This is a genomic window from Agathobaculum massiliense, from assembly GCF_900291975.1.
Classification (GTDB): Bacteria; Bacillota; Clostridia; order Oscillospirales; family Butyricicoccaceae; genus Agathobaculum; species Agathobaculum ammoniilyticum.
The window spans coordinates 3,018,463-3,045,419 of the sequence record NZ_OMPN01000001.1 but is presented as its reverse complement, the minus strand read 5'-3'; the positions used below and the strand labels follow the sequence as shown (position 1 = coordinate 3,045,419).

28 protein-coding genes and 1 tRNA gene are annotated in these 26,957 nt (G+C 53.5%); 8 read left to right on the top strand and 21 right to left on the bottom strand.

Translation table 11 applies throughout. The features are described from left to right. Positions 1-29: 29 nt before the first annotated feature. From DBQ51_RS15420 to DBQ51_RS15405, 4 genes are read right to left on the bottom strand one after another with little or no spacing between them, the layout of a single operon-like run. Positions 30-851, bottom strand: coding sequence for an MBL fold metallo-hydrolase (locus DBQ51_RS15420; protein ID WP_054327326.1), 822 nt, complete (start codon positions 849-851; stop codon positions 30-32). Then, positions 848-2,806, bottom strand: coding sequence for an excinuclease ABC subunit UvrB (gene uvrB / locus DBQ51_RS15415; protein ID WP_054327325.1), 1,959 nt, complete (start codon positions 2,804-2,806; stop codon positions 848-850). Before uvrB ends, DBQ51_RS15420 begins: the two co-directional genes overlap by 4 nt. Before the next feature lie 3 nt (positions 2,807-2,809). Beyond that, entirely contained in the window at positions 2,810-3,511 is a 702-nt protein-coding gene (locus DBQ51_RS15410) for a JAB domain-containing protein (RefSeq protein ID WP_054327324.1), read from the bottom strand. Positions 3,512-3,541: 30 nt separating this feature from the next. After that, on the bottom strand, positions 3,542-4,141 hold the full coding sequence (locus tag DBQ51_RS15405) for a GNAT family N-acetyltransferase (protein WP_054327323.1): 600 nt from the start codon (positions 4,139-4,141) through the stop codon (positions 3,542-3,544). A gap of 263 nt (positions 4,142-4,404) precedes the next feature. On the opposite strand from DBQ51_RS15405, the gene DBQ51_RS15400 reads away from it, so the two are divergent. From DBQ51_RS15400 to DBQ51_RS15390, 3 genes are read left to right on the top strand one after another with little or no spacing between them, the layout of a single operon-like run. Next, positions 4,405-4,959, top strand: a complete 555-nt coding sequence (locus DBQ51_RS15400) for a DUF4364 family protein (RefSeq protein ID WP_107632006.1) — start codon at positions 4,405-4,407, stop codon at positions 4,957-4,959. A gap of 5 nt (positions 4,960-4,964) precedes the next feature. Then, a complete protein-coding gene (locus tag DBQ51_RS15395; protein WP_147574152.1) occupies positions 4,965-5,330 on the top strand; it encodes a CidA/LrgA family protein in 366 nt (121 codons plus the stop codon). After that, positions 5,327-6,022 (top strand): LrgB family protein, encoded by a 696-nt coding sequence (locus DBQ51_RS15390; protein WP_054327320.1) that lies wholly within the window; start codon positions 5,327-5,329, stop codon positions 6,020-6,022. The genes DBQ51_RS15395 and DBQ51_RS15390 overlap by 4 nt, the downstream gene beginning before the upstream one ends. A gap of 120 nt (positions 6,023-6,142) precedes the next feature. Here DBQ51_RS15390 and DBQ51_RS15385 read toward each other — a convergent pair whose 3' ends face one another. The 7 genes from DBQ51_RS15385 to DBQ51_RS15355 form a co-directional block, all read right to left on the bottom strand. Beyond that, on the bottom strand, positions 6,143-6,685 hold the full coding sequence (locus DBQ51_RS15385; protein WP_054327319.1) for an NADH peroxidase: 543 nt from the start codon (positions 6,683-6,685) through the stop codon (positions 6,143-6,145). 27 nt (positions 6,686-6,712) lie between these two features. Continuing rightward, positions 6,713-7,126, bottom strand: a complete 414-nt coding sequence (locus DBQ51_RS15380) for an RrF2 family transcriptional regulator (RefSeq protein WP_054327318.1) — start codon at positions 7,124-7,126, stop codon at positions 6,713-6,715. A gap of 389 nt (positions 7,127-7,515) precedes the next feature. Continuing rightward, entirely contained in the window at positions 7,516-10,665 is a 3,150-nt protein-coding gene (locus DBQ51_RS15375) for a UvrD-helicase domain-containing protein (protein WP_107632004.1), read from the bottom strand. A gap of 795 nt (positions 10,666-11,460) precedes the next feature. Further along, positions 11,461-13,836 carry an AAA family ATPase gene (locus DBQ51_RS15370; RefSeq protein ID WP_107632003.1) on the bottom strand — a complete coding sequence of 792 codons (2,376 nt, stop codon included), beginning with the start codon at positions 13,834-13,836 and terminating at the stop codon, positions 11,461-11,463. Positions 13,837-13,905: 69 nt separating this feature from the next. After that, positions 13,906-14,541, bottom strand: coding sequence for a recombinase family protein (locus tag DBQ51_RS15365; protein ID WP_107632002.1), 636 nt, complete (start codon positions 14,539-14,541; stop codon positions 13,906-13,908). A 998-nt stretch (positions 14,542-15,539) separates the two neighbouring features. Further along, a complete protein-coding gene (locus DBQ51_RS15360; protein WP_107632001.1) occupies positions 15,540-16,103 on the bottom strand; it encodes a Uma2 family endonuclease in 564 nt (187 codons plus the stop codon). Positions 16,104-16,106: 3 nt separating this feature from the next. Then, positions 16,107-16,307 (bottom strand): hypothetical protein, encoded by a 201-nt coding sequence (locus DBQ51_RS15355; RefSeq protein ID WP_107632000.1) that lies wholly within the window; start codon positions 16,305-16,307, stop codon positions 16,107-16,109. A 788-nt stretch (positions 16,308-17,095) separates the two neighbouring features. Here DBQ51_RS15355 and DBQ51_RS15350 point away from each other — a divergent pair. The 3 genes from DBQ51_RS15350 (at position 17,096) to DBQ51_RS15345 (ending at position 18,404) form a co-directional block, all read left to right on the top strand. Next, on the top strand, positions 17,096-17,371 hold the full coding sequence (locus DBQ51_RS15350) for a hypothetical protein (RefSeq protein WP_107631999.1): 276 nt from the start codon (positions 17,096-17,098) through the stop codon (positions 17,369-17,371). A gap of 97 nt (positions 17,372-17,468) precedes the next feature. Then, positions 17,469-17,606 carry a hypothetical protein gene (locus DBQ51_RS16695; protein ID WP_159068207.1) on the top strand — a complete coding sequence of 46 codons (138 nt, stop codon included), beginning with the start codon at positions 17,469-17,471 and terminating at the stop codon, positions 17,604-17,606. 393 nt (positions 17,607-17,999) lie between these two features. Continuing rightward, positions 18,000-18,404 (top strand): hypothetical protein, encoded by a 405-nt coding sequence (locus DBQ51_RS15345; protein ID WP_107631998.1) that lies wholly within the window; start codon positions 18,000-18,002, stop codon positions 18,402-18,404. 481 nt (positions 18,405-18,885) lie between these two features. Here the strand turns inward: DBQ51_RS15345 and DBQ51_RS15340 are convergent, their stop codons facing one another. From DBQ51_RS15340 to DBQ51_RS15305, 8 genes are all read right to left on the bottom strand, one after another. Then, positions 18,886-19,644 (bottom strand): RNA polymerase sigma factor, encoded by a 759-nt coding sequence (locus tag DBQ51_RS15340; RefSeq protein ID WP_107631997.1) that lies wholly within the window; start codon positions 19,642-19,644, stop codon positions 18,886-18,888. 148 nt (positions 19,645-19,792) lie between these two features. After that, positions 19,793-20,044 (bottom strand): hypothetical protein, encoded by a 252-nt coding sequence (locus DBQ51_RS15335; protein WP_107631996.1) that lies wholly within the window; start codon positions 20,042-20,044, stop codon positions 19,793-19,795. Positions 20,045-20,127: 83 nt separating this feature from the next. Beyond that, positions 20,128-20,457, bottom strand: coding sequence for a hypothetical protein (locus DBQ51_RS15330; RefSeq protein WP_107631995.1), 330 nt, complete (start codon positions 20,455-20,457; stop codon positions 20,128-20,130). Continuing rightward, positions 20,454-21,728, bottom strand: a complete 1,275-nt coding sequence (locus DBQ51_RS15325) for a replicative DNA helicase (protein WP_107631994.1) — start codon at positions 21,726-21,728, stop codon at positions 20,454-20,456. Before DBQ51_RS15325 ends, DBQ51_RS15330 begins: the two co-directional genes overlap by 4 nt. Next, entirely contained in the window at positions 21,722-22,429 is a 708-nt protein-coding gene (locus DBQ51_RS15320) for a helix-turn-helix domain-containing protein (protein WP_107631993.1), read from the bottom strand. Before DBQ51_RS15320 ends, DBQ51_RS15325 begins: the two co-directional genes overlap by 7 nt. A gap of 14 nt (positions 22,430-22,443) precedes the next feature. Continuing rightward, positions 22,444-22,743 (bottom strand): hypothetical protein, encoded by a 300-nt coding sequence (locus tag DBQ51_RS15315; RefSeq protein WP_107631992.1) that lies wholly within the window; start codon positions 22,741-22,743, stop codon positions 22,444-22,446. Position 22,744: 1 nt separating this feature from the next. Next, positions 22,745-22,996, bottom strand: coding sequence for a hypothetical protein (locus DBQ51_RS15310; protein ID WP_107631991.1), 252 nt, complete (start codon positions 22,994-22,996; stop codon positions 22,745-22,747). Beyond that, the gene (locus tag DBQ51_RS15305; RefSeq protein WP_242977953.1) at positions 22,996-23,217 is read right to left on the bottom strand and encodes a helix-turn-helix domain-containing protein; all 222 of its coding nucleotides are present in this window, start codon (positions 23,215-23,217) and stop codon (positions 22,996-22,998) included. Before DBQ51_RS15305 ends, DBQ51_RS15310 begins: the two co-directional genes overlap by 1 nt. Before the next feature lie 126 nt (positions 23,218-23,343). Here DBQ51_RS15305 and DBQ51_RS15300 point away from each other — a divergent pair, with 126 nt between their 5' ends. Continuing rightward, positions 23,344-23,940, top strand: coding sequence for a helix-turn-helix domain-containing protein (locus tag DBQ51_RS15300; RefSeq protein WP_107631990.1), 597 nt, complete (start codon positions 23,344-23,346; stop codon positions 23,938-23,940). Between the two features lie 13 nt (positions 23,941-23,953). Continuing rightward, the gene (locus DBQ51_RS15295) at positions 23,954-25,342 is read left to right on the top strand and encodes a tyrosine-type recombinase/integrase (protein WP_107631989.1); all 1,389 of its coding nucleotides are present in this window, start codon (positions 23,954-23,956) and stop codon (positions 25,340-25,342) included. Between the two features lie 142 nt (positions 25,343-25,484). Here DBQ51_RS15295 and DBQ51_RS15290 read toward each other — a convergent pair. Together DBQ51_RS15290 and tyrS are read right to left on the bottom strand one after the other, a co-directional pair. Beyond that, positions 25,485-25,560: transfer RNA gene (locus tag DBQ51_RS15290), tRNA-Pro, on the bottom strand. 95 nt (positions 25,561-25,655) lie between these two features. Next, on the bottom strand, positions 25,656-26,876 hold the full coding sequence (tyrS, locus tag DBQ51_RS15285; RefSeq protein ID WP_107631988.1) for a tyrosine--tRNA ligase: 1,221 nt from the start codon (positions 26,874-26,876) through the stop codon (positions 25,656-25,658). Positions 26,877-26,957: the final 81 nt, after the last annotated feature.

Sequence of the window (26,957 nt, the reverse complement as noted above, 5' to 3'; positions counted from 1 at the left end):
AAAAATGCAGTATCTCTTTTCTGGTTTTATTACAGCTCGATCACGCTGCCCGCCGCAAGGAGCGAAATCCGCTCCCCAAACGTTTCGCGCAGCACCTCGAACGCATGCGCGCCGGTACAGTGGCCGGTGTAGTAACGGCTGCTCGTGTGCGCGAGCCGCGCCGCGACCGCGCGGATCGCCTCATCCGGCTCGCTTTTGCCGGTGGACGGGCTGAACAGGTGCATCCCGCCGACGACAGCGTCCGGCGCGCGGCCGAGAAGCTCTCCGGCGCGGGCGCAGATATTCACCACGCCCCGATGGGCGCAGCCAGTAAAAAGCACCGTCTTATCCCCCTCGCGCACGAGCAGGCTCTGCTCATGCAGGAAGCGGTCGGGGAAATATTGCCCGTCCGCCCGCTCGCACAGCGTGCGGTTGCCCTGCGGCACGCAGTCTGCGCCCGTGACATCGGAGAACAGGGTCAGGGTGTCGTCTATCCGCGCCACGCCATCCACCCGCCGCAGACGCGGGCTGTGTGCGAGCGCGCTGTCCAGCCCAATCTCCCTGATACCCTCCGGCTTGTGCGAAAAATGCGGCTCGAACGCCCGCTCATGCACATAGACCGGCGCGTGGCTGTTAACGCTCAGGAACGCCGCCAATCCCCCGCCGTGGTCGTAATGCCCGTGCGAGAGAAAGGCGATATCCACCGCTCCCAGGTCGGCGCCCAGCCGCGCCGCGTTGCACACGAACAGGCCGGTCTGACCCATGTCGAACAGCAGCCTTTTCCCGTTCGTCTCGATATAAAAGCTCAGGCCATGCTCGCAGGCAAACGCCGGCGCGCACGCGGTGTCCTCCATCAGGGTGACAATCCTCATCTGCCTTCCTCCAATGCCTTGATCTGGTCGCGCAGCTGGGCGGCGATCTCGAACTCGAGCATCTTGGCCGCCTCTTTCATCTGGCGGGTCAGGCGGGCGATCTCCTGCTGACGCTCGCCCTTGGTGCGCAGCTTTTTCTTGCTGCTCGTCGGCACGTTGGAGGTGATTTCGATCACGTCCTGCACCTTCTTTTTCACCGACTGGGGCGTAATGCCATGTGCCTTGTTGAACGCATCCTGAAGGGTGCGTCGGCGTTCGGTTTCGTCCATCGCACGGCGCATAGAGGGCGTGATGCTGTCCGCATACAGCACGACCATGCCCCTCTCGTTGCGCGCGGCACGGCCGATGGTCTGGATGAGCGAGGTTTCCGAGCGGAGAAAGCCCTCCTTATCCGCGTCCAATATCGCCACCAGCGACACCTCGGGGATATCCAGACCCTCGCGCAGCAGGTTGATGCCCACCAGCACGTCGAACACGCCCAGGCGCAGGTCGCGCACCAGCTCCTGCCGCTCGATGGTCTTGATATCGTGGTGCATGTAGCGCACCTTGATGCCCGCGTTTTCCAGATAGGCGGTCAGATCCTCGGCCATCTTTTTAGTCAGCGTCGTCACCAGAATGCGCTCGTCCTTGGCGGTACGCGCGTTGATCTCGCCGATCAGGTCGTCGATCTGCCCCTCGACCGGACGCACGACCACCTCTGGATCGAGCAGGCCGGTCGGGCGGATGACCTGCTCAACCACCTGTCCGGAGCGGGACAACTCATACTCCGCCGGCGTCGCGGACACATATACGATCTGGTTAAGGCGCTCGTTGAACTCATCGAAGTTCAGCGGGCGGTTATCGTAGGCCGAGGGCAGGCGGAAGCCGTTCTCGACCAGACTCTCCTTGCGCGCGCGGTCACCGTGGTACATGGCGCGCACCTGCGGCAGGGTGACGTGGCTCTCGTCCACAATCAGCAGGAAGTCCCTGGGGAAATAGTCGATCAGCGTAAACGGCGCCGAACCCGGCGCGCGGCGCGAGAGCACGCGCGAGTAGTTCTCGATGCCGCTGCAAAAGCCGATCTCCTGCAGCATTTCAATATCGTACCGCGTGCGCTGCGCGATGCGTTGCGCCTCTATCAACTTGCCGTTTTGCTCAAAGAATTTGACGCGGGCCTCCAGCTCGTCCTCCAGATCTCGAATCGCGGCCTGCAGCTTGTCCTTGGGCGTGACGTAATGGCTCGCGGGGAAGATCGCGGTGTGTCCCAGCTCGCCCAGCACCACGCCGGTCAACGGGTTGATGCGGCTGATGCGGTCGATCTCGTCCCCGAAGAACTCGATGCGCACCACGTCCTCGTCCGAATAGACCGGCCAGACCTCGACCGTGTCCCCGCGTACGCGGAAGCGGTTGCGCTCGAACGCGATGTCGTTGCGCTCGTACTGGATGTCGATCAGACGGTGAATAAGCTGCTCGCGGCTGATCTCCGTACCTGGACGCAGGGAAACGACCATCTTCTTGTAGTCGATTGGGTCGCCCAGCGAATAGATGCAGGACACAGAGGAGACGATGATCACGTCCCGCCGCTCGGAAAGCGCCGAGGTAGCCGAGTGGCGCAGGCGGTCGATCTCGTCGTTGATGGCCGAGTCCTTTTCGATATAAGTGTCGGTCGAAGCGATATAGGCCTCGGGCTGGTAATAGTCGTAATAGGACACGAAATACTCGACCGCGTTGTGCGGGAAGAACTCCCGCAGCTCGGTGCAGAGTTGCGCGGCCAGCGTCTTATTGTGCGCGAGCACCAGCGTCGGCCGCTGGGTCTGCTCGATAATATTGGCCATGGTGAAGGTCTTGCCCGAGCCGGTCACGCCCATCAGGGTCTGCTCGGTCAGGCCGTTCTGGATGCCCTCAACCAGCTTGGCGACCGCCTCCGGCTGGTCGCCCGCCATTTTGTAAGGGCTTACGATTTGAAAATCCGGCATTCCCTATCTCCTTTCCTGCCCGATCAGCAGCTGCTTCCGCATGGAGTAATACTTTCCCCGCGCGACAATACAGTGGTCGAGCAACTCGATGTCCATATCATTCAGGTAGCGTTCCAGCATGCGCGTCACCTCGATATCCTCGTGCGACGGGAGCGCTCTCCCATTCGGATGGTTATGGGCAATCGCCACGCCGGCCGCCTCGCTCAGCAGCGCGTTGCGGCATATCTTGCCGCAGTCCACGCGGACCTGCGCGCGCCCGCCGCGGCCGGCTTCCTCGCATTTGATCACCCTGCCGGCACCGTCGACATAGGCGGCGATCAGAACCTCCTCGCTCTCCCCCATAAACTGCGGCACGAAAAACGCGCCGATCCGTTCGCTGCTGTTAAGCTTGTCCCCATTCGCCTCCATTTTCGCCACATCGGCCTGATACCGGCCGACCAGCGCGAAAGCCACCTTGATCAGCGACGCGGTATGCGGCCCGACGCCCTTCACCTTCTGAAGCTCTTCCGGTGGTGCCTCCAGCACCGCGTGCAGCGAGCCAAAACGCTTGAGCAACGCGTGCGCGGTCGGGTTGGTATCGCCGCGCCGGATCGCGAAAAACAACAGTAATTCCAGCACCTCATGGTCGGCAAACACCTGCAGACCAAACCGGCGGAATTTTTCCCATACGCGCTGGCGGTGGTTTTCATGCAGATTGGGTTCCATGGCGGCCTCCTTTTTCCCCGTCCCGCAGCTTCACAGGTGGATCCGCTGCTCAGCCTGCCGCAGCACGCGGTCCACCAGCGGACTGTCCTGTATCTCCGGAAACGGTACGGCGGGCTGCGGTTCCCCCTCATGCGGGCGCAGGCTTTTGCCCATCCACAGCACGTCGCGCCACTGGCCGAATTTGTACATGCTCTCTTGGTACGCGCCCGAAATGATAAAGCCCATGGACTTGTGGAATTTCATGGAACGTTCGTTCGGTGAGGTGATGCCGACATAGATGTTATAGTATCCCTGCATGGTGAGCAGTTCAAACAGGGCGGCGTAGATTGCCCCGGCGATCCCATGGCGGTGCCATTCCTCCGCAACATAGATCGACGTCTCCACCGACCACTGATAGGCCGCGCGCGTGCGGTGCGGCGAAGCATAGCCGTAACCGGCCACCTCGCCATCAACCAGACAGACCAGCCACGGCAGCCTTGCCATATAGGTGCGCATCCTGCCCACGAATTCCTCCAGCGATGGCGGCGTGTATTCGCTCGACACCGTGGTCTGGATGACATAGGGCGCATACAGCGCGAGCATGGCCGGCGCATCCGCCTCGCCCGCAACGCGCAAAACAACTTCCGACATGCGGTTTCCCCTCGGTTTCATAAAAATCTGACACTTTATTATACCGCGCTGCTCTCTGTTCTTCAACAGCTTTTTCCCATTTCCGCTTCCAAAAATCGTACATCCGTTCGCCTTTCATTTGTGCGTTTTTTCGGCAAAAGCGGACGTGCTGCCACCGACCCTCCGCTGGGCGGCAAATAATTGCCCGGCCGGACCGGTTGCTTTTTCGGGCGTTTTAGGATATACTAAAGGAGCGATTTTTTGAAAGAGGAGGTCTGCGCTGTATGGTTCGCTATGGCTTTATCCACTCCAAAGAGGATATCAAATTCCTCGTTCTTTTTGCGATGGATTTGCTTCCCTTTCCGGTTTCCTTCAACGCCATCGTTGATCTGACGACCTGGTGCGACGAGGGGTTCGGCTATTTCGAGCTCAGCGAGGCCTTTTACGAAATGCTCCCGACCGGACATATCGAAGAGGTCGCGGACAGCGTCGAAACGCTGTACCGCATCACGGAAAAAGGGCGCGAGACGACCCGCATTTTTGAAAAGCAGCTCCCGTATCCAGTCCGTGAGGCGGCGCAGCGCTCCGCGCTCCGTGTCGTGCGGCAGATCCGACGGGACGCGGCGATCCGCACTCGTGTGAGCGAACGCTCGGAGCACGACCTGACGGTCCGCATGGAGATGGATCAGGTGTTTGCGATCGAGATGGATGTTGTCAACCGCGCGCAGGCCGCGCTGCTCGAGCGCACATTCAAATCCAACGCCGAAGCAATCTACCAGACCTTGCTCTCCGCCATGACCGCCAATTATGAAACCAGGAAAGAAGAAGATGCCACTTGAAATATATGAAGCAATTGGGCGTTCTGCTTGCGTGCGCTGTCGCAGGCGACGCCTTTTCCATTCTCCTGCGCGGCCGGCTGCCCGGCAATGTACTCGGCCTGACGCTGCTGCTGCTTCTGCTCGCATACGGTCCGGTCAGGCTTGGCCATATCGAGGATACGGCCGACTTTCTACTGCACAACATGGCGTTTTTCTTTCTGCCCGCCTGTCTGGGCGTGCTTGAGATTTTTGCAGAGATCAAAAGCGAGGTGTTCGCTCTTCTGGCGGTATGCGTTTTGACCACCTTCTGCACCGCGGCCGCTACCGCATTCACCGTGCATATCGCGCTGCGACTGCAGCGTAAAAAAGACAGGGGAGGCGTCCGCCCATGACCGCTCTGCTCTCCAGCGCACCGTTTTGGATATGCGTTTCGATCGCATGCTATGCGTTCGGACAAAAGGTACAGCGCCGGACCGGCTCCGCGCTCTTCAATCCGTTGCTGATTGCTTCCGTTCTGGTTGGCTTGCTGCTGGTGTGTACTGGCACCAGCTACGAGACTTATAACCAGTCCGGCCGGCTTATCTCTTTTTTCCTGACCCCCGCTACTGTTGCCCTTGCCGTACCGATCTACCGCAAGCTGGACGTGCTCCGGCAAAACCTGTTTCCCATCCTTGCCGGCGCGCTCGTCGGCTCCGTGGTTTCCATTGCAAGCGTGATTCTTTTTTCCCGCCTGTTCGGTCTTTCGGACACGACCATGCGCTCGCTCATCCCCAAATCCGTGACCACGCCTATCGCAGTTTCCCTTTCTGAAATGCTGGGCGGGCTTGCGCCGGTCACCACGATCGCGGTGGTGTTCACCGGCATTGTTGGCGCGATGCTGCTGCCGGTGTTCCTCAAGTGCATCGGCGTGCGCAACGAGGTGCAGATGGGGCTTTCCATCGGCACCGCCGCGCATGCGGTCGGCACCTCGCGCGCTATCGAGCTGGGGGAAACCGAGGGCGCAATGAGCGGGCTTGCGATCGGTATTGCCGGGCTGCTGACTGCTTTGATCGTATCGGTCGGTTCCCTGCTCTTATCGATCTGAAAGAAATGCACCTTTGCCGGCGTTCGGAGCAGCGAGTGGAAGCCCATCGACTATGACCAACATCGTAAGAAAAAGAGGACGGAATCAATCCGTCCTCTTTCCATTTCTCAACAAACAGGCTTAGCCGAAGTAACGAGCCAGCAGACCCTCGAAAGCCTTGCCGTGGCGGGCCTCGTCGCGGGCCATTTCATGTACAGTATCGTGGATGGCGTCAAGGTTGAGCGCCTTAGCACGCTTTGCCAGATCGAACTTGCCGGCGGTTGCTCCGTTCTCCGCGTCAACACGCATCTCAAGGTTCTTCTTGGTGGAGTCGGTCACGACCTCGCCCAACAGCTCGGCGAACTTGGCGGCGTGCTCGGCTTCCTCGTAAGCCGCCTTCTCCCAGTACAGGCCGATTTCCGGATAGCCTTCACGGTGCGCAACACGAGCCATCGCCAGGTACATGCCGACCTCGGAGCACTCGCCCTCGAAGTTCGCGCGCAGATCCTTCATGATGTCTTCCGGTGCGCCCTGCGCCACGCCTACCACATGCTCGGCCGCCCAAGTCTTCTCGCCGGACTGCTCCTTGAACTTCTCAGCCGGAGCATGGCAGATCGGACACTCGGCCGGAGCCGCCTCGCCCTCATGAACATAACCGCATACGGAACAAACAAACTTTTTCATGATTTTTTTCCTCCTAAAAAATATTTTTTACTTTTTCACGGGTGGAAGGAACCGCTCCATGGTAATGGAAAACAACTGCTCCCGCAGGGATTTGTTGATTTCGCCAAACACATGATGAAAATCGCATTCTTTCCGGCAGCCCACGCGCGTACACTGGAATTCATTGGCAAGGCAGTGATTGATTGCAATCGGCCCGTCGATGCATTCAATGATTTCGCCCAGACTGATCTCGGAAGGGCTTCGATTGAGCTCATACCCGCCGGCGACGCCTTTATAGGATTTTGTAATGCCGGACTGCGTCAGCTTGCGCAGAATCTTCAGCGCAAACCGAAGCGTTACCCCTGTGGTTTCAGAAATGTCCTTTGCGCATTGCTTCCCCCCTGCCAGCGCCAGACAGTAGGTCACACGAATCGCATAGTCCGCTTCATGTGTGATTCTCAAATCGTTCCTCCCTTTCTCTATTTGGAACACCTTTAGTATAGTATTGTTCAGCAAAAAAGTCAATAGGTTTTTATAGAAATAAATATATTTTTTTAATTGATATTTAATATCAATTTATTCTTCCCTGCTAACTGCCCTTTTCCCGAATACGTTTACAAAGATAGTATATCATATCGCCGGTTAAATGTCTAATCATTTTGTCTCTTTTCTGCGCCCCGTTTTGTCCAAAAACAGCGGGCGCATACCCCAAGCCGGTACGCGCCCGCCGCTGACGGCCGGATTTGGTTTTATCCCCGGCGCAAAGCGGGATGACCGCAGTCATGCCATGCCGGAGTAAGCAAGAGGGGCTGTTTCGCATCCGGAGCCCTCGTGCCGTCAAGCTCAGGCTCTTAAAAGAAGCTGATTTGCTCCTCCGTCTGCCGGCGCCGTCCCGTGCTTTCCCGCTGTACTGCCTCCGGCAGATCGCACAGGAATGGAGAAGCTTCTTTTGTCGTTGTGAGGATCAGCTCCTCCCGCGCCCGCGTCATACCCACATAGAACAGCCGCCGTTCCTCCTCGGTATCGGTCGGATGCTTTTGCGACACCAGCGGCAGCATGCCGGACGTTACTCCCGCCAGAATGACCGCCGGAAACTCCAGCCCCTTGGAGCCGTGCAGCGTCATCAGACGCACCGCGCCGGACTCCCAGCCTTTTCCCGCGGCGCGGTTTAGATCCGCCTCCTGCCCCATCGTCAGCGCATACCAGAGGCTGTCGAAATCCTCGTAAAAAACAGCCGTGTTGCGCAGGCGTTCCAGCGCGGGCGAGCTGCCATAGGCCTGCTCCCATCGTTCGACCAGTGCGCGCGGTTTTTCCCTGTCCACAAGCGGCTGCCACTCGGCTGCCCGCTCCAGCCACGCCTCCAGAAAGCCGTATCCCCGCACGACCGGTTCCCACACCTCAGGTTGGAAGCCCCCCTGTTCCGCACAAGCCTGACGCGCTTTCTGCACCAGATCCGCCGGGCAGTCCCATACCAACCGGAGCGCTGTTTCCAACGCGGTTTGATCTTCCGGCACACGCAGGAAACGGAAAAAGGACAGTACCCCGCGCACCTCGTCCGCGTCTAAAAAGTCCTCGCGCCCGCTGATGACGCAGGGGATGTCGTCGTGCCGTAGGCACTTTTCCACCAGCTCGAGCTGACGGTGGGTGCGGCAAAGCACCGCAATATCAGAAAACGCACGGACGGCGCGCTCCTGCCCATGCTTTTGTGCTTCCAGCATATCCACGCCTCCGGCAATGCGCCCTACTTCCTTGGCGACGAACACGGCCTCCGCAAAGTCGTCCGCCGCCGTGACCAGCCGCACCGCACCCCCTGCCGGACGGCTCGGCTCCAGCACGCGCGGGCCGCCTGGATTCCGGTCAATCACCGGCAGCGCGGCCTGTAGGATCTCCGGCGTGGAGCGATAATTGCGCTTGAGCCGGATCACTCGTGTATCCGGCCGCTCCTCCTGTAAGCGTCCGAAGCAGCGCCCGCCTGCGCCGCGGAACCCATAGATCGACTGGTCGGGATCCCCGATGACGAACAGTCCCGCGCCGCCTCTGCTCCATGCGCGCACCAACTCGTACTGCACGTCATTGATATCCTGAAACTCGTCCACCAGCAAATAACGGAAGCATTTTCGGCCAGCCGTATCCAGCCGCAGCGCCTCGGCCAGCAGATCGTCAAAATCCAGCACGCCCAGCGCGCGCAGTCGTTCGTTATAGGCCTCTGCCAGCTCCCGATCAATGCCGGCAGCGTCCGCCGCTATACCGTTTTTGAGACGGGAAACACCCTGCAGCAACTCCCACGCGCCGCCTTTCCGCCCGCAGGTCCGCAGCGTTTCCGCAGCAATGGTCAGCGCCTCGCTCTGTCCCAGCAGGCGAACCTCCCCCAGAAGGCGCAGGCAGATCGAGTGAAACGTGCCGATCGTCATGCGCTGAACCGCACGCTTGCCGCCCAGCCGCTTTTCCAGGCGCTGACGCATTTCAGCAGCAGCCTGGTTCGTAAAGGTTACCGCCGTGATCTCATCCGGTTTGACGCCGCGCTCCTCCACCAGCCATGCGATGCGCGCGACCAGCGTCTTGGTCTTTCCCGTTCCCGGGCCGGCGATGACCGCCACAACAGGCCGGTCTGTCTCCACCGCTTCCCGCTGCTCCGGATTGAGCGTCTCGGGATTGGACTCCGGCAGCGCGTCCGGAGGCGTTCCCGCCTGTTTTAGCGGTATTTTGCGCGCGCCGCGTTTGCGCTTTACCGGTTCGGCGCCGAACAGGGACATCTGCCCGCTGTACTGCTCGATCTCCGCCGGAGTGAGCAGGGAAATCGTGCCGTATTCCCCGTCAAAGCCGGGGCGCCGCTCAACCTGCCCCTTGCGTAGGCGCCGGACACCCTCCGCCACGCAAGGTCCCGCCAGCCGCTCGATCTCTTCGATCGGCGACTGCCGCAGAATATGGAATTCCGGCCCCAGCTCGTGCAGCAGGCGTTCATACTGCTCCATGACCTTTTTACCGGCAGCGGAAGCGCCCGTCGAGGCTGCAATGACTTCGGGCAGCGGTGCCAGGCTCTCAAACGGCTTGGCGTTTTCCGGCCGGAAGCCCTCCGGCCGATCGGCCAGCTCCTCCACCCGATGCTCTACGCCGATCGTCAGCTTTTTCCCGCATACCGGACAAAGCCCCTCCCGCGCCGCGGTTTCCGCAGGCGTCAGGCACACGCCGCAGTTCCGGTGTCCGTCCAGATGGTATTTCCCTTCCTCCGGAAAAAATTCCACGGTCCCCAGGAACCCCTCGCCCGTCCGGATTGCATGCGTCAGCGCGGAATACGAAAGCGCGGTTTCCAGCAGATTGGCTTCGCGCCCCAGCTTGGAGGGGGAATGCGCGTCCGAATGGGAAACAAGCGTCAGCCCGTCCAACTGGGAAACGCGCCAATTCATCGGCGGATCGGATGAAAGGCCGGTTTCGACCGCATGGATATGCGGCGTCAGATCCGCAAAGCATTCCTCTATCGTGTCAAAGCCGGAGAAAGCGCCGAACATGGAAAAATGCGGCGTCCAGATATGCGCTGGAATAAACTCCGCGTCAGGGCAGGCTTCCAGCGTCAGCTCCAGCAGGTCGCGGCTGTCCAGCCCCAAGATCGGGCGTCCGTCCGAGCGAATGTTGCCAATCGCCTCCAGGCGGGCGGCAAGCTCGTCCGCCGCTTCCAGGCTTGGCAGCAGAATCACATTATGTACCTTCCTCGTCCGGCCGCCCCGCTTGTAGATCGAGCTGATCTCGCCGGTCACGACAAAATACGGCGTCTCTCCCTGCATGCTGTCCGGCAGGCGCAGCGCTTCCCGCAGGGTATACACACCGTCGCCCGCAGGCACAAGCTGCTCTTTCAGCTCAGACCGCCATGCTGGATGGGTAAAGTCACCCGTGCCGACCAGCCGAATGCCCTTGCGTCTGGCCCACCAGTCCAGATGCGGCGCATCGCAATCCCGACTGGTTGCGCGCGAAAAACGTGAATGGATATGAAGGTCTGCAACATACATTATGGTTTCCCTCGGTCACGAAATATTTTCTTTATTATTATATCCCTATTTCAGCGCAGGGGCAATGCCCCGCGCCGAAGTGTCAAAATCAAAATTTGAACCCGTGTCCTGTTTCGGCAAATACAGATGTTTTTCAAGCAAAAGGACGGATGTCAGGAATTTGCCGAGTGGAAAGTGCAGAGAAAAATTAAACAATAAAAGCAAGCATGGCCAGGAGTGATTAAAACAATTCTTCTGTCGCCTCACACCAATGAGGGCTTAATGCCATTAGTTGTTTTTCCGTTTTTTAATCCAGTCCTTCCGCCGAAACGCCATGCCAACTATACAGATGGCAATAATGGATACAAAAAAATTACAGTAAAGGCTCTATCTCTGCCAGACATTTCGTTTGTATGTGTATTAATAACGCAAAGCAGGGAAACACAATAGATTACCACGAGTCCACTTGCTGCTATTAGACAGGGCGATTCCATTCGTTTATAAAATTGAGGGGATTTCTTTTCGAGTAGTTTGTCAACAACTGCAATAGCAATCAAAAAAATCAACTGCTTTATTTCCACAGGGCTGCACGCCTCCCCGTTCCTGCATTTGTCTAATCACTCTAATCCCATCCTGCATCCCATTATATCGAACAATAGAAAAACACAAGGGAAGGGATATTGTCCCTGCTCTCACCTGCCATATATTCTCGATAGAATAAAAATCCGAACGGCAGTATCCACTCGAATACTGCCGTTCGGATAATCAAAATATGGAAAGGACGGTTAAAATCGATATTTTGTTAAAGGTTCCACTCTATTTCACATTTGTCATCCAATCATCCAATTCTTTCTGGGCATCTGGCAAATGAGACAATACATGTGCTGGGTTAACACAATACATAAAACATAAGACGTCTCTGGCTGTGTGTTGTTTCTCTGTCGTGGTAAGATGACTGAAGAAACTCATCTCTGGTGCTCCTTGTACGTTTTCCTTAGAATGGCTTTCAGTATTCAAAACCAAGCGATACATGGAATTCTGGAAATATGCTCTTTTATTCTGATCAGGAATTAGCGTGAGCACCCGTGGATTCAGGCTGACTTTCTCGACACCTTCTTTAAATGTGAATGTTGCAAACGCTTCTAAGACTCGTCTTGTTGTGTTACCGATGGTTAGTTCCGCCGCAAAATCAGGATTACAACCATATTCATACACACAGCGCATTAGCTGCGTGTATTCATTGTGAGAATTTGCCATAAACGGGGTTATTGTCTTATTTAGAAGTTGGAATGAACAGTACTCAGAGTTCTTCCCTATTCCAGCACAATTCGAAGAAATTTCGTCCAGGGCTTTCTGCAAATCAAACATCACACTCACATCATGCGTCATCATTAGAACTTTTGTTGTTGCACATGATGTAAGAATCTGATTTAGCTTATATCTTAAAAATGATAGAATTCCTACTCGATTTTCAACATCAAAACTTGAAACAGGATCATCAATAACCAGGAACATTTCATCATAGTATAGTTTTTGAAATTCTGTTTCTTTTGCAATTTCAGCAAAAAAATAACTTAAGGCCAAAGCATTTCGTTCCCCACATGATATTTTATTCGGAGAAACATCCTTCCCACTCACTTTCAAGTGGTACATTTGGTCGTTTCCAAGATACAATTGGAGTCTGGTATCACTATAGAAGATATAAGAAAGTGATTTGTTAATCTGCTCGACAGCGATTTGAAGATTCTTTCGTTGTGCATCTAAAAGTTGACGCTTATCTAAAAGGTTATTTTTAGCTTGAAGTGACTTGGCCAACTCTTTCTCTGCGGTTTGCTTTGCTGTTCTCTGTGATATCAACGATTGATATTCAGAGTCAATTGTATAATGGGCAATCTCATCATTAAATTTCAAAAGGTCTTTCTCTGTAGTCTGCCTATTTGTAATAATTTGATTATAGGACAATCTTTTATCTTCTAACTTTACTAAAATATCATTCAGCTGTTTATACGCGGTTATCAAATCTGTGAAGGTATCATACTGTGCCAGAGAAAGGGGATCAGAAATTTTTGCCTGGACAACTTTATTGTGATTTCCAATTGCGCTATTAACAGAGGATATTTGTAAAATTAAATTCCCAAAGAGTTCGGAATCCAAGACACTATAGTCCTGATAAAAGTCTGCTTGGATTTCGGACAATATTAATTTTTTTAGCTCGTTGCGGTATTCCTCTACTTCGCGGTTCAAGATATTCTCAATTCGCTGTAACGATTCTACCCGATGTTCCTCCGATATTGGCTGTAAACAGGTTGGGCAAATCTTGTGCGATCTTACCGATAAGAACCCCTTTGCAGTTGAAAGCACATCAATGCCCATCGACTGGAGTAACTCCTGCTCACGCGAAGTCAATGTTGGTTTTTGTGGCATTTTTGCTAAAAGTATTTTTGCAGATTCTACTATCTTTTCCGGAGGCTCGATAGCCCGAATCTGTGGACTAATAGGTAATGCAGAAGCATCAGTACTATCAAAGACAACCAACAATTCATCAAGCGTTGCACGCGTTGTTGCCTCATCCATACGAGGTTTTAACTTACCAAGCCTGTCTACTTCTATCTCTGTTACACGTGTTTTAATGTGGTTCTTTTTTATACGGATTCCACTCGTTTCAGCCCACCCGCCAGCGGCCTGTAATTTCTTAATGATTAAACTTTGCCAGTATTCTGGGGCCACAACATTAGTTGCTGATTTATACTGTTGGATAAACTCGCTTTTGGAATCGATGTCAGTTTGAACTTGAGCAATCTGTTTCTCCAGCTCCTCTAACTGCTTTTCAAGTTCAACTTGTTTACCAAAAAGAACGATTGTCCCCAAGCCGCTTTCCTGTACTCTTATATTTTGGGAAATATATGTTTCGTCAAAAACAAAGAATTTCTCGGCTTTCAATCCTGGAGACATTTTAATGATATCTGTTTCAACTACAGGAATCAAATCTACTGTTTTGGGTGTTGTTGACATTGCGTATTCTCTAAATCCCTGCGCAATCGTACTCTTACCACTCCCGTTAGCTCCATACACCAACGCGACTCGGTTCTTTTTTGGTGCTCGATGAGTAGGGAACAGATTAAGTAAGGCAGTCGTATCAAAAAACGGAGATTTTATATTTATCCCTGTCATGCTGTCAATTGTTGTTGACATTATAATCTCCTCCTCACGCAGAAGTGCTGATAGGGATATTATACCAGACAGCCTGCTACAAGGATAGACTTAATTCGGGAGCATCTCCAAATATTCCGCACATTGCAGCTCAATCTGTAAACTGCCATCAGACTGGACCAAGATGACATCGACCTTGCTTTTGATCTTGTCCCCGTCAAATGTGCTCAGGCCTAACTTCTCACAAAAGACTTCCTTGATCCTGTCCTCCGGTATGGAGGGCGAATGCTGGCAGAACTTTTTTCCATGCTCCACCCGGCTGGCACAACGCCAGACGATCTCGCCGGATGGCCGGGTAATGCGGCGGTAATTATGGCCACATTCCGCGCAAACCAAAAGGCCGCTCAGTACACTCTGCGAGTTGTACCGGGTGGCCTTTCTCTGATGGGTGTCCTCATCTATATTGCTCCGCCTGCTTTTCTCTCCCTGCACTAAAAAGAAATCGTCAAAGCTGACAATGGAGCCGATGTACTTCTGATTGGAAAGCAGATTGCTGAGAACTGGCTGTGTCCAGCGTTCCCTGCCTTTAGGGGATGGAATGTTGCTCTCGAACAGAAAATCAGCAATCCCGCCCAGGCTCATGCCGGAGAGGTATTGCTGATAAATCATTCTCACGATATTTGCTTTTTCCTGATCGATGGCCACATGACCGTTTGGCGCGAGATAATATCCGTATGGGACGCCCATGACGAAGATGCTCCTCTCTGAATTTTTAATGTCACTTATATGGAAGTTTTCTCTAAGGCATCATGGAGAAGTCAAGGATATGTGGATTATAAACTTGTGAAAGGGCCACAAAACCTGATATAATTCTCTGATTTTACTGTTTCTGGAAAAGCAACGCCCCTGAAATAGCAAGAAACCTGCTTTTGACCTAAATCAAAAACAGGTTTCTTTGCTGGTCCGAGTGACAGGACTTGAACCTGCGGCCTCTTGACCCCCAGTCGACTTATTTTGTGTTCGGTTGCGTCTATATATGCAATTAAAACACAAGATATAGCGTTTTATGTCATGTATCACATACTTTTGCGACCACTTAACAACCGCTGTTTTCAGGTGCATAAACACCAAATAAACACCAAGCAAACACCACAAAAAGCAACCGTCCGTATTGCAGCCTTGCCCCGATATTTCGGGGGAATACGCCCTTGTGCGTGCTGTCGATTTCTGTTATACTTTGTACAGGCGCTACCGAGCCAGCGGTAGGCGGTTAAGTCTTGCCCCTGAAAGGGGGCTTGCGCATGGACTATCAAGCTATGATCTTGCTTTTGATCGTTGCTACAGGGTACATAATCGCAATAAAAAAGAAGTAACCGCCATCACGTCCAAATGAATGCGGTTACTTCTCAACCAAAGCATAGGGGCTAACCGTCTACCGGTAGCGCCCTTTTCTATACTCAGTATACCCGCCCCGAGCGGGATTGTCAAGCCGTCCAGCAGGGCGGTTTTCTTTTGCCCTCAGAACGCGCCCGCTCGACCGGCAAAATAGGATTTTGTCTAAGCAAGATACCGCCATAACTGGCGACATCCCCACATGCAGGAGAAAGGTGTCGTGTTGTGCGACACCCCCTAATCCGCTCAAAATTGAGCCGATCACTCATTGACGTTTTGTCGTTAAGCTATCTTGAAAAGGCTTTATCCTTGCTCCGTACAGTACCGTCTCATACTGACGCGAGGGTCATATCTCACAATACCTTGGACAAATCCAACACACACCCATCCAGAGAAAGTATGCGCGCCGCGGTGTCCTCACTGGTATAGACTGCTGCTGTGCGGTATACGCCGTTTTCCAAGGCAAACACCGTCACATTCCGTTCCTGCGGCGATACGATCCAGTATTCCGGCACGCCCGCTTGCTGGTACTTGTTCAGTTTAACGAGCCGGTCAGCCTTCGCCGTGGATGGCGAAAGAATCTCCATAACGAGGGTCGGTGCGCCGATGCAATATTGCTCTGTCAGTTTTTCCGGCTCGCACACTACCACGATATCCGGCACATAGATGTTTGGCACGTCCTCCGCTTTCTGCTGCGCATAGTCGGGAAACAATACCTCGATCTCCGCAAAGGCCTGACAAGGCTTGCCGTCAAGGAGGTTCCTAAGCTGCTGCAATAGCGCGCCCTCTATATTCTGGTGCTGGATGCTCGGACGCGCCTGCATGACCGGCACCCCATCGAACAGTTCATACTTTTCGTTGCTTTCCCATGTCAGATAATCCGCATAGGTATAATGCTTTTCCTGCGGTAACGGCATTGGCTACTCCTCCTCGTGGGTATTATCCCGCTTGACCTGCTCATCTATGGCACGGTTGATAAATCCGTTCACGCTTTCCCCTCGCTTCGCTGCATGGGCTTGCAACTCGGTTTTACGGCCTTTGGGGACTTTTACTTCTATGCGGTCATAGTTTTGCTTAACATACTTTGCAGTAGCCTTCTGTTGTGCTTTGCTGGTCGACATATAAAAACGCACCTCCTCCATTATGCCATAATTATAGCACAATTATCTATTGTCGTCCATATAAAATATAAACAATATATTGTCGTCAATATTGTTTGATATGTCCATTGATATATTGTCGTCCATATATTATAATATAATCACAGCAAAGGAGAAAACAAAAACTCCCGAGCTGGGAGCCAACAGGCGGCACGGTTGTTCCTCCGTGGGAGGTGATACCGTGGAGATCGTACTTGCATTGTACATCATCTTTTTAACGGTTCTCGTCCTTAAAAAGAAATAACCGCCCTTAGCAAAAGAGCGGCTTTCCTTACAAGTTCTCGAGATTATGAGGAAGCCGACCCGTTGCAGCGGGGTAGCCGCCTTGTTGGTTCCATTATACCACGCACCACCACAAAGTCAAGGGAAGATCGCCGAGGGCAAGACCACCCGACCAAGAGCCATACCGCGTACCTGTGAGCGAGAGCAATAGACACGCAAGCGGGCGGCTGGCACAACTCCCTGAGACAGGTTGCAGGCAGCCCATTACCTGCCGCACGCAGTTTGCTCCGATAACGACCGCCGGAACAGCCCACCGAAACGGGCAGCAGCCCAAAGGGAACGAAAACCCTTGAAGCCCGCGACCATATCCCTGTGAGCCGACAGACGGCAATAGACACGAAGATGACGCGGGCGGGCGCGAGAATGCGCTGTATGCCATTTTCAAGGCATAGATACAAAAGACCACGTCAAAGCCACCAAAGCACACACAGCGCCAATTTTGGGCGAAAGCCAAAGGAGGAATCACGATGGACAAAACCGAGTTAAACAGCAAGGTCAAAGACCTGCGCGAGCTGCGCCGCATGTCGGAGGAGATCGCCGCCGAGATCGAGGCCATCACCGACACGATCAAGCGGGAAATGACCGCCCAGGGCGTGGACATGCTGACCGGTGACGACTGGAAAGCCACATGGAAGCCAGTACAGTCCGCACGGTTTGACAGCAAGGCTTTTAAGGTCGCCATGCCCGACCTTTACGAACGGTTCACCCGCTCGGCTGAGACAAGGCGGTTTGTACTCGCATGAGAAAAGCCCCTTACCACCGCCGACCAAAGCAAGGTAAGGAGCCTGCAAGAATAACCACCATAGGATTGTATCGCTTTCAGAAAGGAGTGAGAGCTAAGTGGAGAAAGATCAGACGATCACCGAGTTTATCGGCAATGCCCGGCATAACTCATTGCTGCTCAAACAGATTATTGCAGCAATGTACGGTACATGCGAGGAAAATATCACAATCCACGTTCAAATCGAAACAAAATAAGTAAGATGGTTGAAATAACTTTACCAAGGGAGCGTGAAAACAGTGTTAACAGATGAATTATACCTTTTATGGTCAAGCATAGACAAGCAGCCCGTACCGTCGGTGCAGAGGGCTACTGACGCGCTGTTTGGATGCCTTGCGAAGCGGCTCCCCTCCGATTTGTATAATCAGGCTGAAAGTCTGATTGGGGATTATGCTGGCGCACTGGAACGGCATGCGTTTATTTCCGGCCTTGGATTTTGCGCTGTGATTGAACAGGAGGCAAGCCATGCAGCAAAGGCGGGAATACTGTGCAGATCATAAAAAGCATAGCGTGCTTCTGCCTGCTCGCGTTCGTTGTCAACGCCCCGATACTGGCGCTTGTACTGGGACTATAACAGGAGGTACACACCGATGAATGAACGGATACAGGAACAATACGAGTTGTGGACACAATCAGAGCTATACCCCGTCGAAGGCGAAGCCGAAAGGCATCTGCATGACCTTCTGGGCGATGATACCACCCTGACCGACATGGCAAACGCCGCCGCAGTCGAGATACAGGAAGCAGCTTTCGCAGGCGGCTTTGCGTGGGCAGTCGCATTACACGACGCGGCAATAGAGGCCGCACAGGTCACAGCGCCACGATTGCTACATATCACAGAAACGCTCAAGAACAGGCGGGACGCGCTATTAGCCGAGGCAGAGCGCACCCAAAACAGCGCTCATTTTGACCGGTGCAGCGCCGCGGCCGAAGCCTACGGACACGCATACCGGATGATTGTGCCGATGGAGAAGGAGCCAAACCCGCACGGGTAAGGTTCCTTTTCTCATGTGTGCATGAAATATTCTTTTATCCTGACACTCAAAGCGACAGCGGCTACGAAGAGCATTTGACACTTTTCAAGGCTCGGCATACTCCCCTTCCCTGTAATTTCCCATAGAGTTGGAAAGAGTTACCCAGCCGACCGATCAAAACCCAAACGGCCACACACAAGGGAGGGGGGCATTTTTATGGTTTCACTTTCTCACATTTTATGCAGTTTTAGCAGGCTGTTAAAAACTCAAGTTTTCACAAGCAGCACGAATATCCTTTCTTTCCACCCGCTTGTGGTCAAAAGCAATCTCATTTACTTTTCCCGTGCGCGCGTAAATATCTCTTTTGTCCTGCCCCCCGTGCCGAGTTCAGGCGGTGGAACCTGGGGTGTTTTTTCGACGGGGGTGTTCGCGCTATCACAACTCCCTGCGATAACACAAGTTTCCCCAAGTCTTTTTAGGGCCTCCAAAATCTCCGGATACCTCACAGCAGCCCCTTTCCTTCAAGGCGAATGGTTGTCCTCTCTTCGACGCTGCCGCCGCTGTTCCACGCTGCCCAGCCCGTACCGTGATAAGCGCCCTCGCTGACGATCTGCTCCCTGTACTGTTCCAGCCTGCGGATGTTCTGTGGGCTTCTCAGCCTGCGCAGGCCCTTGTATTCCAGCTTGCGGGCATACTCGGCATTACATCCCAGTCTGTCCCCTGCTTCTGCCAGTGTCAGTCCGTCATAATAGCGATACCGGATCGCTGCGGCCTGTTCCTGTTCGAGCGCATCAAGGCACTTGTCCAAAGCGGCGTGAAGCTGCTCGATATAAAACTGCTCCTCTGCATCCTCGTAAGCGTCCGTTGGGTCTGGTACAAGCTCGCCGCGGGCAGTCTCGCTTCCATCCTCGCCGCGTACAGGCTCGTCAAGGCTGACGCTTTTCCCGAGCGGGTCGTGCTTCTGCCGCTCCGTGCGCCAGCCGACCATATCAAAGAAAACCTGCCTGACCGGATACTTGAGAAACGACGCGAACAGAACGCCCCGTTCCGGCTCGTACAGCCGCACAGCGAGCGCGACCGCAAGGAAGAAGGATTGTTCCACGTCCTCCCATGTTACGCCCATAGCAGCCATCCTCGCGCCTGCCTTGCGTGCCAGTTCGCGGAATATGGATGCGAGCACCCCGCGATTCTGCTCCCATAGCTGCGCCAGCGCGTCCCTGTCGCCTGTCTTGGCACGCGCGGCCAGTTCTTCATTTGTCATTGCGCATGACCTCCCGCTCGTGGTAGAATAAGACCACAAAGCAAGATCGAGCGGGAGAGCGGCAGGCCGTGCAGGGACTTGCCGCTTTTTTATGTGCGAGATCGCGCGGCTTTTTGCAAAATTTCGCGCGCGTGTAATGTCCACACGATCAGCGGAACGGGAGCACACGGCCGGTCGGGCGCGCCATTTCCTGTTTGCTACTCTGTGCTGTTTTCCTGTCCCGAAACCGCCGTTCTGCACAAGCTGGGCAGTAAACAGCCGTACCGAACAAGTCAGCTTCACCGCCAGCTAAAAGCTCATGCAGGTCAACGGCATGCTCCTTGCCGCATATTGGGCAAGTGGTGAAAACATTATCATCGCCGATGTCCAGTTTTTCTCCTTTGTGCTTTAGATAAAACATTGCTATCGCTCCTTTTTTTATGTGTGAGATTTCGTGACTTTTTGTGATATTTCGCGCGCGTAATCTGTACTAAGTCGAACAGATCAGGCCAGCGATCCCTTCAAGTTCTCTGAGCTGTATACCCTCGCAACGAATTTAGAATCATCCAGCGCGCTTTGCATACCGCATCCAGCATCCTCGCAAAGCAGGGCGAACAAGTACCGCAGCAACGCCCGCTTTTCTGCCGCCATCAGGCGCGGGTATTCCTGCACCTTGCCCAGCATCGGCTCGGCTTCCGTCCTGTCGATTTCGCCGGACTTGTACCCTGCATAGATACGGCGGGCGGCGATGTATTGCAGGCGCTCGGTCTTGTTCAGGCCGTCAGGTATGGGGTGATCGTGGTAGGCGCGCTTTTTCAATTCCTCAAAGGTCATTCTTGATACCCTCCTTTCACTGGGATAAATCGTCCTGTCTGTAGGTTGAAGCCCAGTTCAAAGGCCGCTGTCCCCGCGTGCCGGTTTTTCGCGATCTGTGTTGAAACAAAGACCAGATCGCCGCGTTCGCTTTCCTTGCCGTACATATCCGGCCGGTGCATCAGCAAGACCGCGTCCGCATCCTGCTCTATCGCGCCGCTGTCCCGCAGGTCGGCAAGCCCCGGCTTTTTGTCTGCTCGCTGTTCGCTGGCGCGATTGAGTTGCGCAAGGCATAGGACCGGTACTTTGAGCGAACGGGCAAGGGTTTTCAGACTGTTCGAGATGGCGGTGATTTCCTCGTACCGGCTTGACCGGCTTCGTTCAGGCCGCAGCAGGCCGAGATAATCGACCACGACCAACGACAGCCCTTTGACCTTGCGCGCCATAGACCGCACATCAAGCACGGAACACCCCTCTTTGCCATTGGCATACAGCGGCAGGCGTGACAGTCCAACGTTTGCGGCCTGTACGCGCTGCCATTCCTCGGCAGATAGATTTTCGTCCAACAGCAGTCGGGTCGCGGATATTCCCGTTCGGCTTGATAACCGCCGTGCTTGAAGCTGGGAAACATCCATTTCCAATGACACGAACAGCACTGCGCCGCCGTGCTCCGCAACATTGCCCGCGATCTGCAAAGCTAAAGCCGTCTTACCACAGCCAGGGCGCGCCGCCAATATATAAAACCCGCTCGGAAGCATACCGCCGCCTAACGTGTCGTCAATCGACTGCAAGCCGGTTTTGACGATCTTCCCGCTTATCTGATCTCGGAAATCGTAAAAAGCTGATGCAATATCAAGTCCGGTCAAAAGCTGTCCGCTGTCCCGCTCGTCCAGCGCAGCGATCCGCTTTTCGGTTTCCGCGATCAGCGTTTCGGGTTCATCGCCGTTCAGTGCGCCGTCCTCCAGCAGTTTGCCGATAGTTGCCAGCTCGCGGCGGCGCGCTGCTTTCTTGACAAGCTCGATAGAACGGTCTAAATCGCGCTCTGCGCATGCGACTTCCATGCAGCCAAACAAGGCGGTACGATCTACGCCCGCGTCTGCAATCTCTACTGCGTTAGGCGGTTCCTTGCCGTCCAGATCAAACCGCCGCGCTATGTCATAGGCTTCGCGGTTGAAATCAGAATACAGATCATCCCTGTGCAGCTTGTCCAGCACCACCCGCCACAGGGCAGGGTCAACCAGACAAGCCCCGATCACCGCGTTTTCGGCGGTTAGAAAATTATCGTTCAGCAAAACTGCGCCACCTCGTTCCCATTCTCGTCAATGAATGTTTTCAGCTTCGGCACACTCGGCCTTGTCGCCGTAGTGTTAGCTGGCGGCTCGTCCTCCCACCTGCGGCCGTTCAGGTATGTACTGGCAAACGGGATAAACTGACCGCCGTCCTTCGCCCAGTCTGCCGACCTCGTTTGCCACTCCAACGCTGCAAGAATTTGGTCAAGCAGGGCTTGGTCTGGCCTGAGCTTGTCAAATGCTTTTTGTGCCTTGGCCTTATCCTGCTTCTTGGGGTACGCTTTCCAAAATTGCGCAAATGCGCATGTGTATTCATTCTTATTAGTCTTTTTATTATTATGTGTCGCGTTTTCACGACGGGTCCCGTTGTGTTTTTGCAACGGGTCTGTTGCGTTTTCACTACTGCCCGTTGCATTTTCACAACTGGTGGTAGCGTTTTCGCAACAGGGTATCAAAACTCGTCCATTATTCCCCGGTTTGCGGTACTCCGTTCGCACATACCCAGCCGAAATCAGTTCTTTGATAGCCGCTATAACTCGCGTCCGGTCTTTCCGATATTCGTTTGCGAAAAATGTGTTACTCGCCCAACATTCACCAGAATCGCTTGCGAGTGCTGCTATGTCGCCATAAAGCAGCCGTGCCAGTAGTGATAGGCTGCTATCCGTGCGCACCTGCGCAGGAATAATTGTGTAGTAGTCTGACAAGTGCGCTCACCGCCTTACAGCCGCATTTGTCCGGTCATTCCGTCCAGTGCATCCAGTGCGCTTTCCATAGAGCGGCGGGTATTCTTGGCACGGTTCGACAAGGTGCGGATAAACTCCCTGATCTCTGTCTCGTTGGCGGGCAAAAAATAGCCGCCGCCCTCTGTACAGGTGGATAGGATAACCGCGCCTGCCTGCCGCTCCCGCTCGATCGCTTTTTGAAGCTCGCGCACAGTGTCAAAGCCGAGTATTTCAGCAAGCGTCTTGCTGGGGATGGCGTTCTCCTTGCCCGTAGGAAGATAGTCTGTAATCTTCAAATTACACCACCCGCCTTTCGTTGATGCGCCGGATGCCCTGCGCCTGTTCGGGCTTGCCCTCTGGCGGCCTCTCCAAGTAGTTAATAAGCGCATCCAGATTGACCAGACGGCGGTTTCCGTTACCGACTGGAACGGACGGCACAGCGCCGGTATGTATCAGGCGGCGTATTAGCTTTAAGCTGACCTGCGTTTCAGGATCAGCTTTGCGCAATTCCTCCAAAGCCTGTGCGGGAAATCTCATGCGTGCGGGCATTAGATCGCCTCCTTGTGTTGTATATCGATAATATCACCAACTGAGCAATCTAAATATTCACATAACGCAACCAACACTCGAAACGAGATAGATGCGCCTTTCCCGTAGTATAGATTGGTTAGTGTTGTTCGGGAAATGCCAGTAGCGCGAGAAATATCGCTGATTTTAAGGCGACGTTCACCTAACAACGCAGCGAATCGGTTTTTTACAATCACGTTCATTGTCTATACCTCCATATAAAATGTTCAGATGTTTGTTCATTTAATTATAATAATCCATTCGATTATTGTCAAGCCTTATTGACATAATGAACAGAGTATTGTACAATTTTTTTGAGGAGGGAAAATATGATTATTTGCAATTTGGCTATCCTGCTTGCTGAGCGAAAACTAAAAATTTCCAAAGTTTCTGCGGATACCGGTGTTTCGCGAACCACTTTGACCGCGCTTTACTACAATTCAGGAAAGGGTGTTCAATTTGACACTGCAAATTCGTTATGCATTTACCTTTCTGTAAGCATGAGTGACCTATTCACCGTTGTACCCATTGATTTTTCTGTCGATAGCTGTTCAATTTCTCTGAAACTACCGTGGGAAGGCGATGGAAAGCATCTTGTCGCTTTCACACTAAAGGTCGTCGATAAAAAGCGAACTGAGTTTCCGCATATATTAGGCGTAATTGATAAGACTGGCGAAGTTACATTTGACACAGAACAAAATGCAAATTCGTCGGAGGAAAATCAATTTCTTTCAAATGCACTAAATAAACTGCCACGCGCTGGCCGTGATCTGTTGAACAGTATGTTAGCGTCAGCCCTTGAGGCAGAAATAAAATCTAATGAAGAATTTAAGCAAGAATTTTCAAATATATTTTTGATCGATTTTAAATTTCCACAACAATTTGAAAATTCTTCTGACAATGGCTTTACAAGCTCTTTTTTATGATGATGGTGATTAAATGGCTACTATCCAACAACGCGGCAACACCTATAAAATCGTTGTATCCTGCGGCTACAATCTGAACGGCAAGCAGATACGCCGCACGATGACATGGGCACCCGAGCAGGGCATGACAGCACGGCAGATAAAAAAAGAACTCGACCGGCAGGCAGTTCTATTTGAAGAAAAGTGCCGTACTGGTCAAGTCTTGGACGGGAATATTAAGTTTGCTGACTTTGCGGAAAAGTGGTTCGGGGACTATGCGGAGAAGCAGCTTAGGCCTACCACGGTCGCCGGATACCGACACTTTATCAAGCGGGTGCTGCCTGCAATCGGTCATATCCGCATGGACAAACTGCGGCCGCATCACTTTATGGCGTTCTATGACAACCTTGCAGAAAGCGGAATACGCGAGGATACGCTATATCGCTGCAAATTGGATTTCAAAACATTCTTGCAGAAAGAGCATATCACCGCTGTACAGTTAGCAGAAAAGGCGGGCATAGGTGTGCGCACGCTTTACGCATTAAACCGCGGTCAAAAGGTCAAAGCAGAGACCGCACAGAAAATAGATGCAGCTTTAAACTGTGCGCAATCCATCTTTGAGCCGGTCAACGGCGACAAGCAATTGACCGGTAACACGGTCGCGCACTATCACAAAATGCTGTCCTCCATGATGTCAACGGCGGTTAAGTGGCAAATCATCTATGATAACCCATGCGCGCGTGTAGACCCGCCCAAGATCGAGCGCAAAGAAGCTGCCTACCTTGACGAGATTCAAGCGCAACGCCTTCTTGATCTACTCGATAACGAGCCGATAACATACCGCACCATGATAACCCTGCTTCTGCATACCGGCCTGCGGCGCGGTGAATTGTGCGGGCTGGAATGGGGAGATATTGACCTTGAACGAGGTTTACTCGATGTGCAGCGCAGTTCCTTATATTTGCCGGAAAAAGGTGTGTTCATGGACGATACAAAGAATAACAGTTCTAAGCGCGTTCTCAAACTTACGCCGGATGCTTTGGTAATGCTCAGGCAATATAAGGCGTGGCAAGGCCGTGAACGTCTCCGTATTGGCGACCAATGGGCAGAAGAGTGGGGCGATCATCCACGCTTATTTACTACATGGAACGGGAAGCCGCTACATCCAGCCACAGTAACAGGGTGGTTCCACGACTTTATTGATCGGAGCGATTTGCCGCCCGTCTCAATCCATAGCTTGAGACATACAAATGCAACCCTACTGATTGCGGCAGGTACAAACGTCCGTACTGTGTCGGCACACCTTGGACACTCGCAAACATCTACCACAATGAACATTTACTCTCACAGTATCAAATCAGCGGAAGCAGCAGCGGCGGAAGCGCTGCAAAGTGTGCTGACCCGCTCGAAAAAACGGGCATAGAAAAAGGGCGCTCCCATCAACGGGAACGCCTGATTTTTAACCCATAAACACCAAATAAACACCAACACCGTTTTTGCAAAAAGCAAAAATCCGCAAAAAGTTATAAAAAGACCGCCAATTCTTACAAATCAGCGGTCTTAAATGGTCCGAGTGACAGGACTTGAACCTGCGGCCTCTTGACCCCCAGTCAAGCACGCTACCAACTGCGCTACACCCGGATATTTTGGCAAGGCGCTAAACCTTGCCAAAATAGAATATCAAATTTCCATCCTGTTGTCAAGGGCTTTCCACATTTTGCACGCAAACTTTTCTCTTAAAGCGTGACTTTATGGAACGTTTTTTTACCCTTTTTGATAATGCACTCCTGTTCAAAGGCACTTTTTTCGAGCATCTGCCTGAAATCCTCGACCTTTTCACCGTTCACCGACACGCCGCCGCCCTGCACGAGCTTGCGCGCCTCTCCATTCGAGCCTGCAAGGCCACACTTGACGAGCAGCGTCAGCACGCCGATCCGGCCGTTCTCAAAGTCCCTATCCGTCAGCACGGTGGTCGGCATATTTTCACTCGTGCCGCCGCCGACAAAAATGCTTTTTGCTGCTTCCATCGCCTTGTCGGCCTCTTCCTTGCCATGCACCAGCTCGGTCAACTCATACGCAAGGATCTCTTTCGCCCTGTTGAGCTGCGCGCCCTCCCAGCGGTCCATCTCCTCGATCTGATCCATAGGCAGGAACGTCAGCATACGAATGCACTTGAGTACATCCGCATCGTCCACGTTGCGCCAGTACTGGAAAAAGTCGTAGGGAGAGGTCTTATTGGGGTCGAGCCATACCGCGCCGGACGCGGTCTTGCCCATTTTCTTGCCCTCGGAATTGAGGAGCAGCGTAATCGTCATGGCATGCGCATCCTTGCCCAGCTTTCGGCGGATCAGCTCGGTGCCGCCCAGCATGTTCGACCACTGATCGTTGCCGCCGAACTGCATGTTGCAGCCGTAGTGCTGGAACAGATAGTAAAAGTCGTAGGACTGCATAATCATATAGTTGAATTCAAGGAAACTGAGCCCTTTTTCCATGCGCTGCTTGTAGCACTCCGCACGCAGCATATTGTTGACCGAAAAGCATGCGCCAACCTCGCGCAGCAGATCGATATAGTTCAGGCCGAGCAGCCAGTCCGCGTTGTTGACCATCTGCGCCTTGCCCTCGCCGAATTCGATAAAACGCTCCATCTGCTTTTTGAAGCAGTCGCAGTTGTGCTGGATGGTTTCAGGTGTCATCATCGAGCGCATGTCCGAGCGGCCGGAGGGGTCGCCGATATAACCTGTGCCGCCGCCGACCAGTGCGATCGGCTTGTTGCCAGCCATCTGCAGACGCTTCATCAGACACAGCGCCATAAAATGCCCGACGTGCAGGCTGTCCGCCGTAGGGTCGAAGCCGATGTAAAACGTCGCCTTGCCCTCGTTGATCATTTTACTGATCTCTTCCTCATTGGTCACCTGGGCGATGAGGCCGCGCGCCTTGAGCTCTTCATATAAAGTCATGGATGTTTTTCGTCCTTTCTGAGATAATATCACCGCGCAACATCTGCCGTTTGTCAGGGCGCGCGCTCCTTCAGGTTCTCA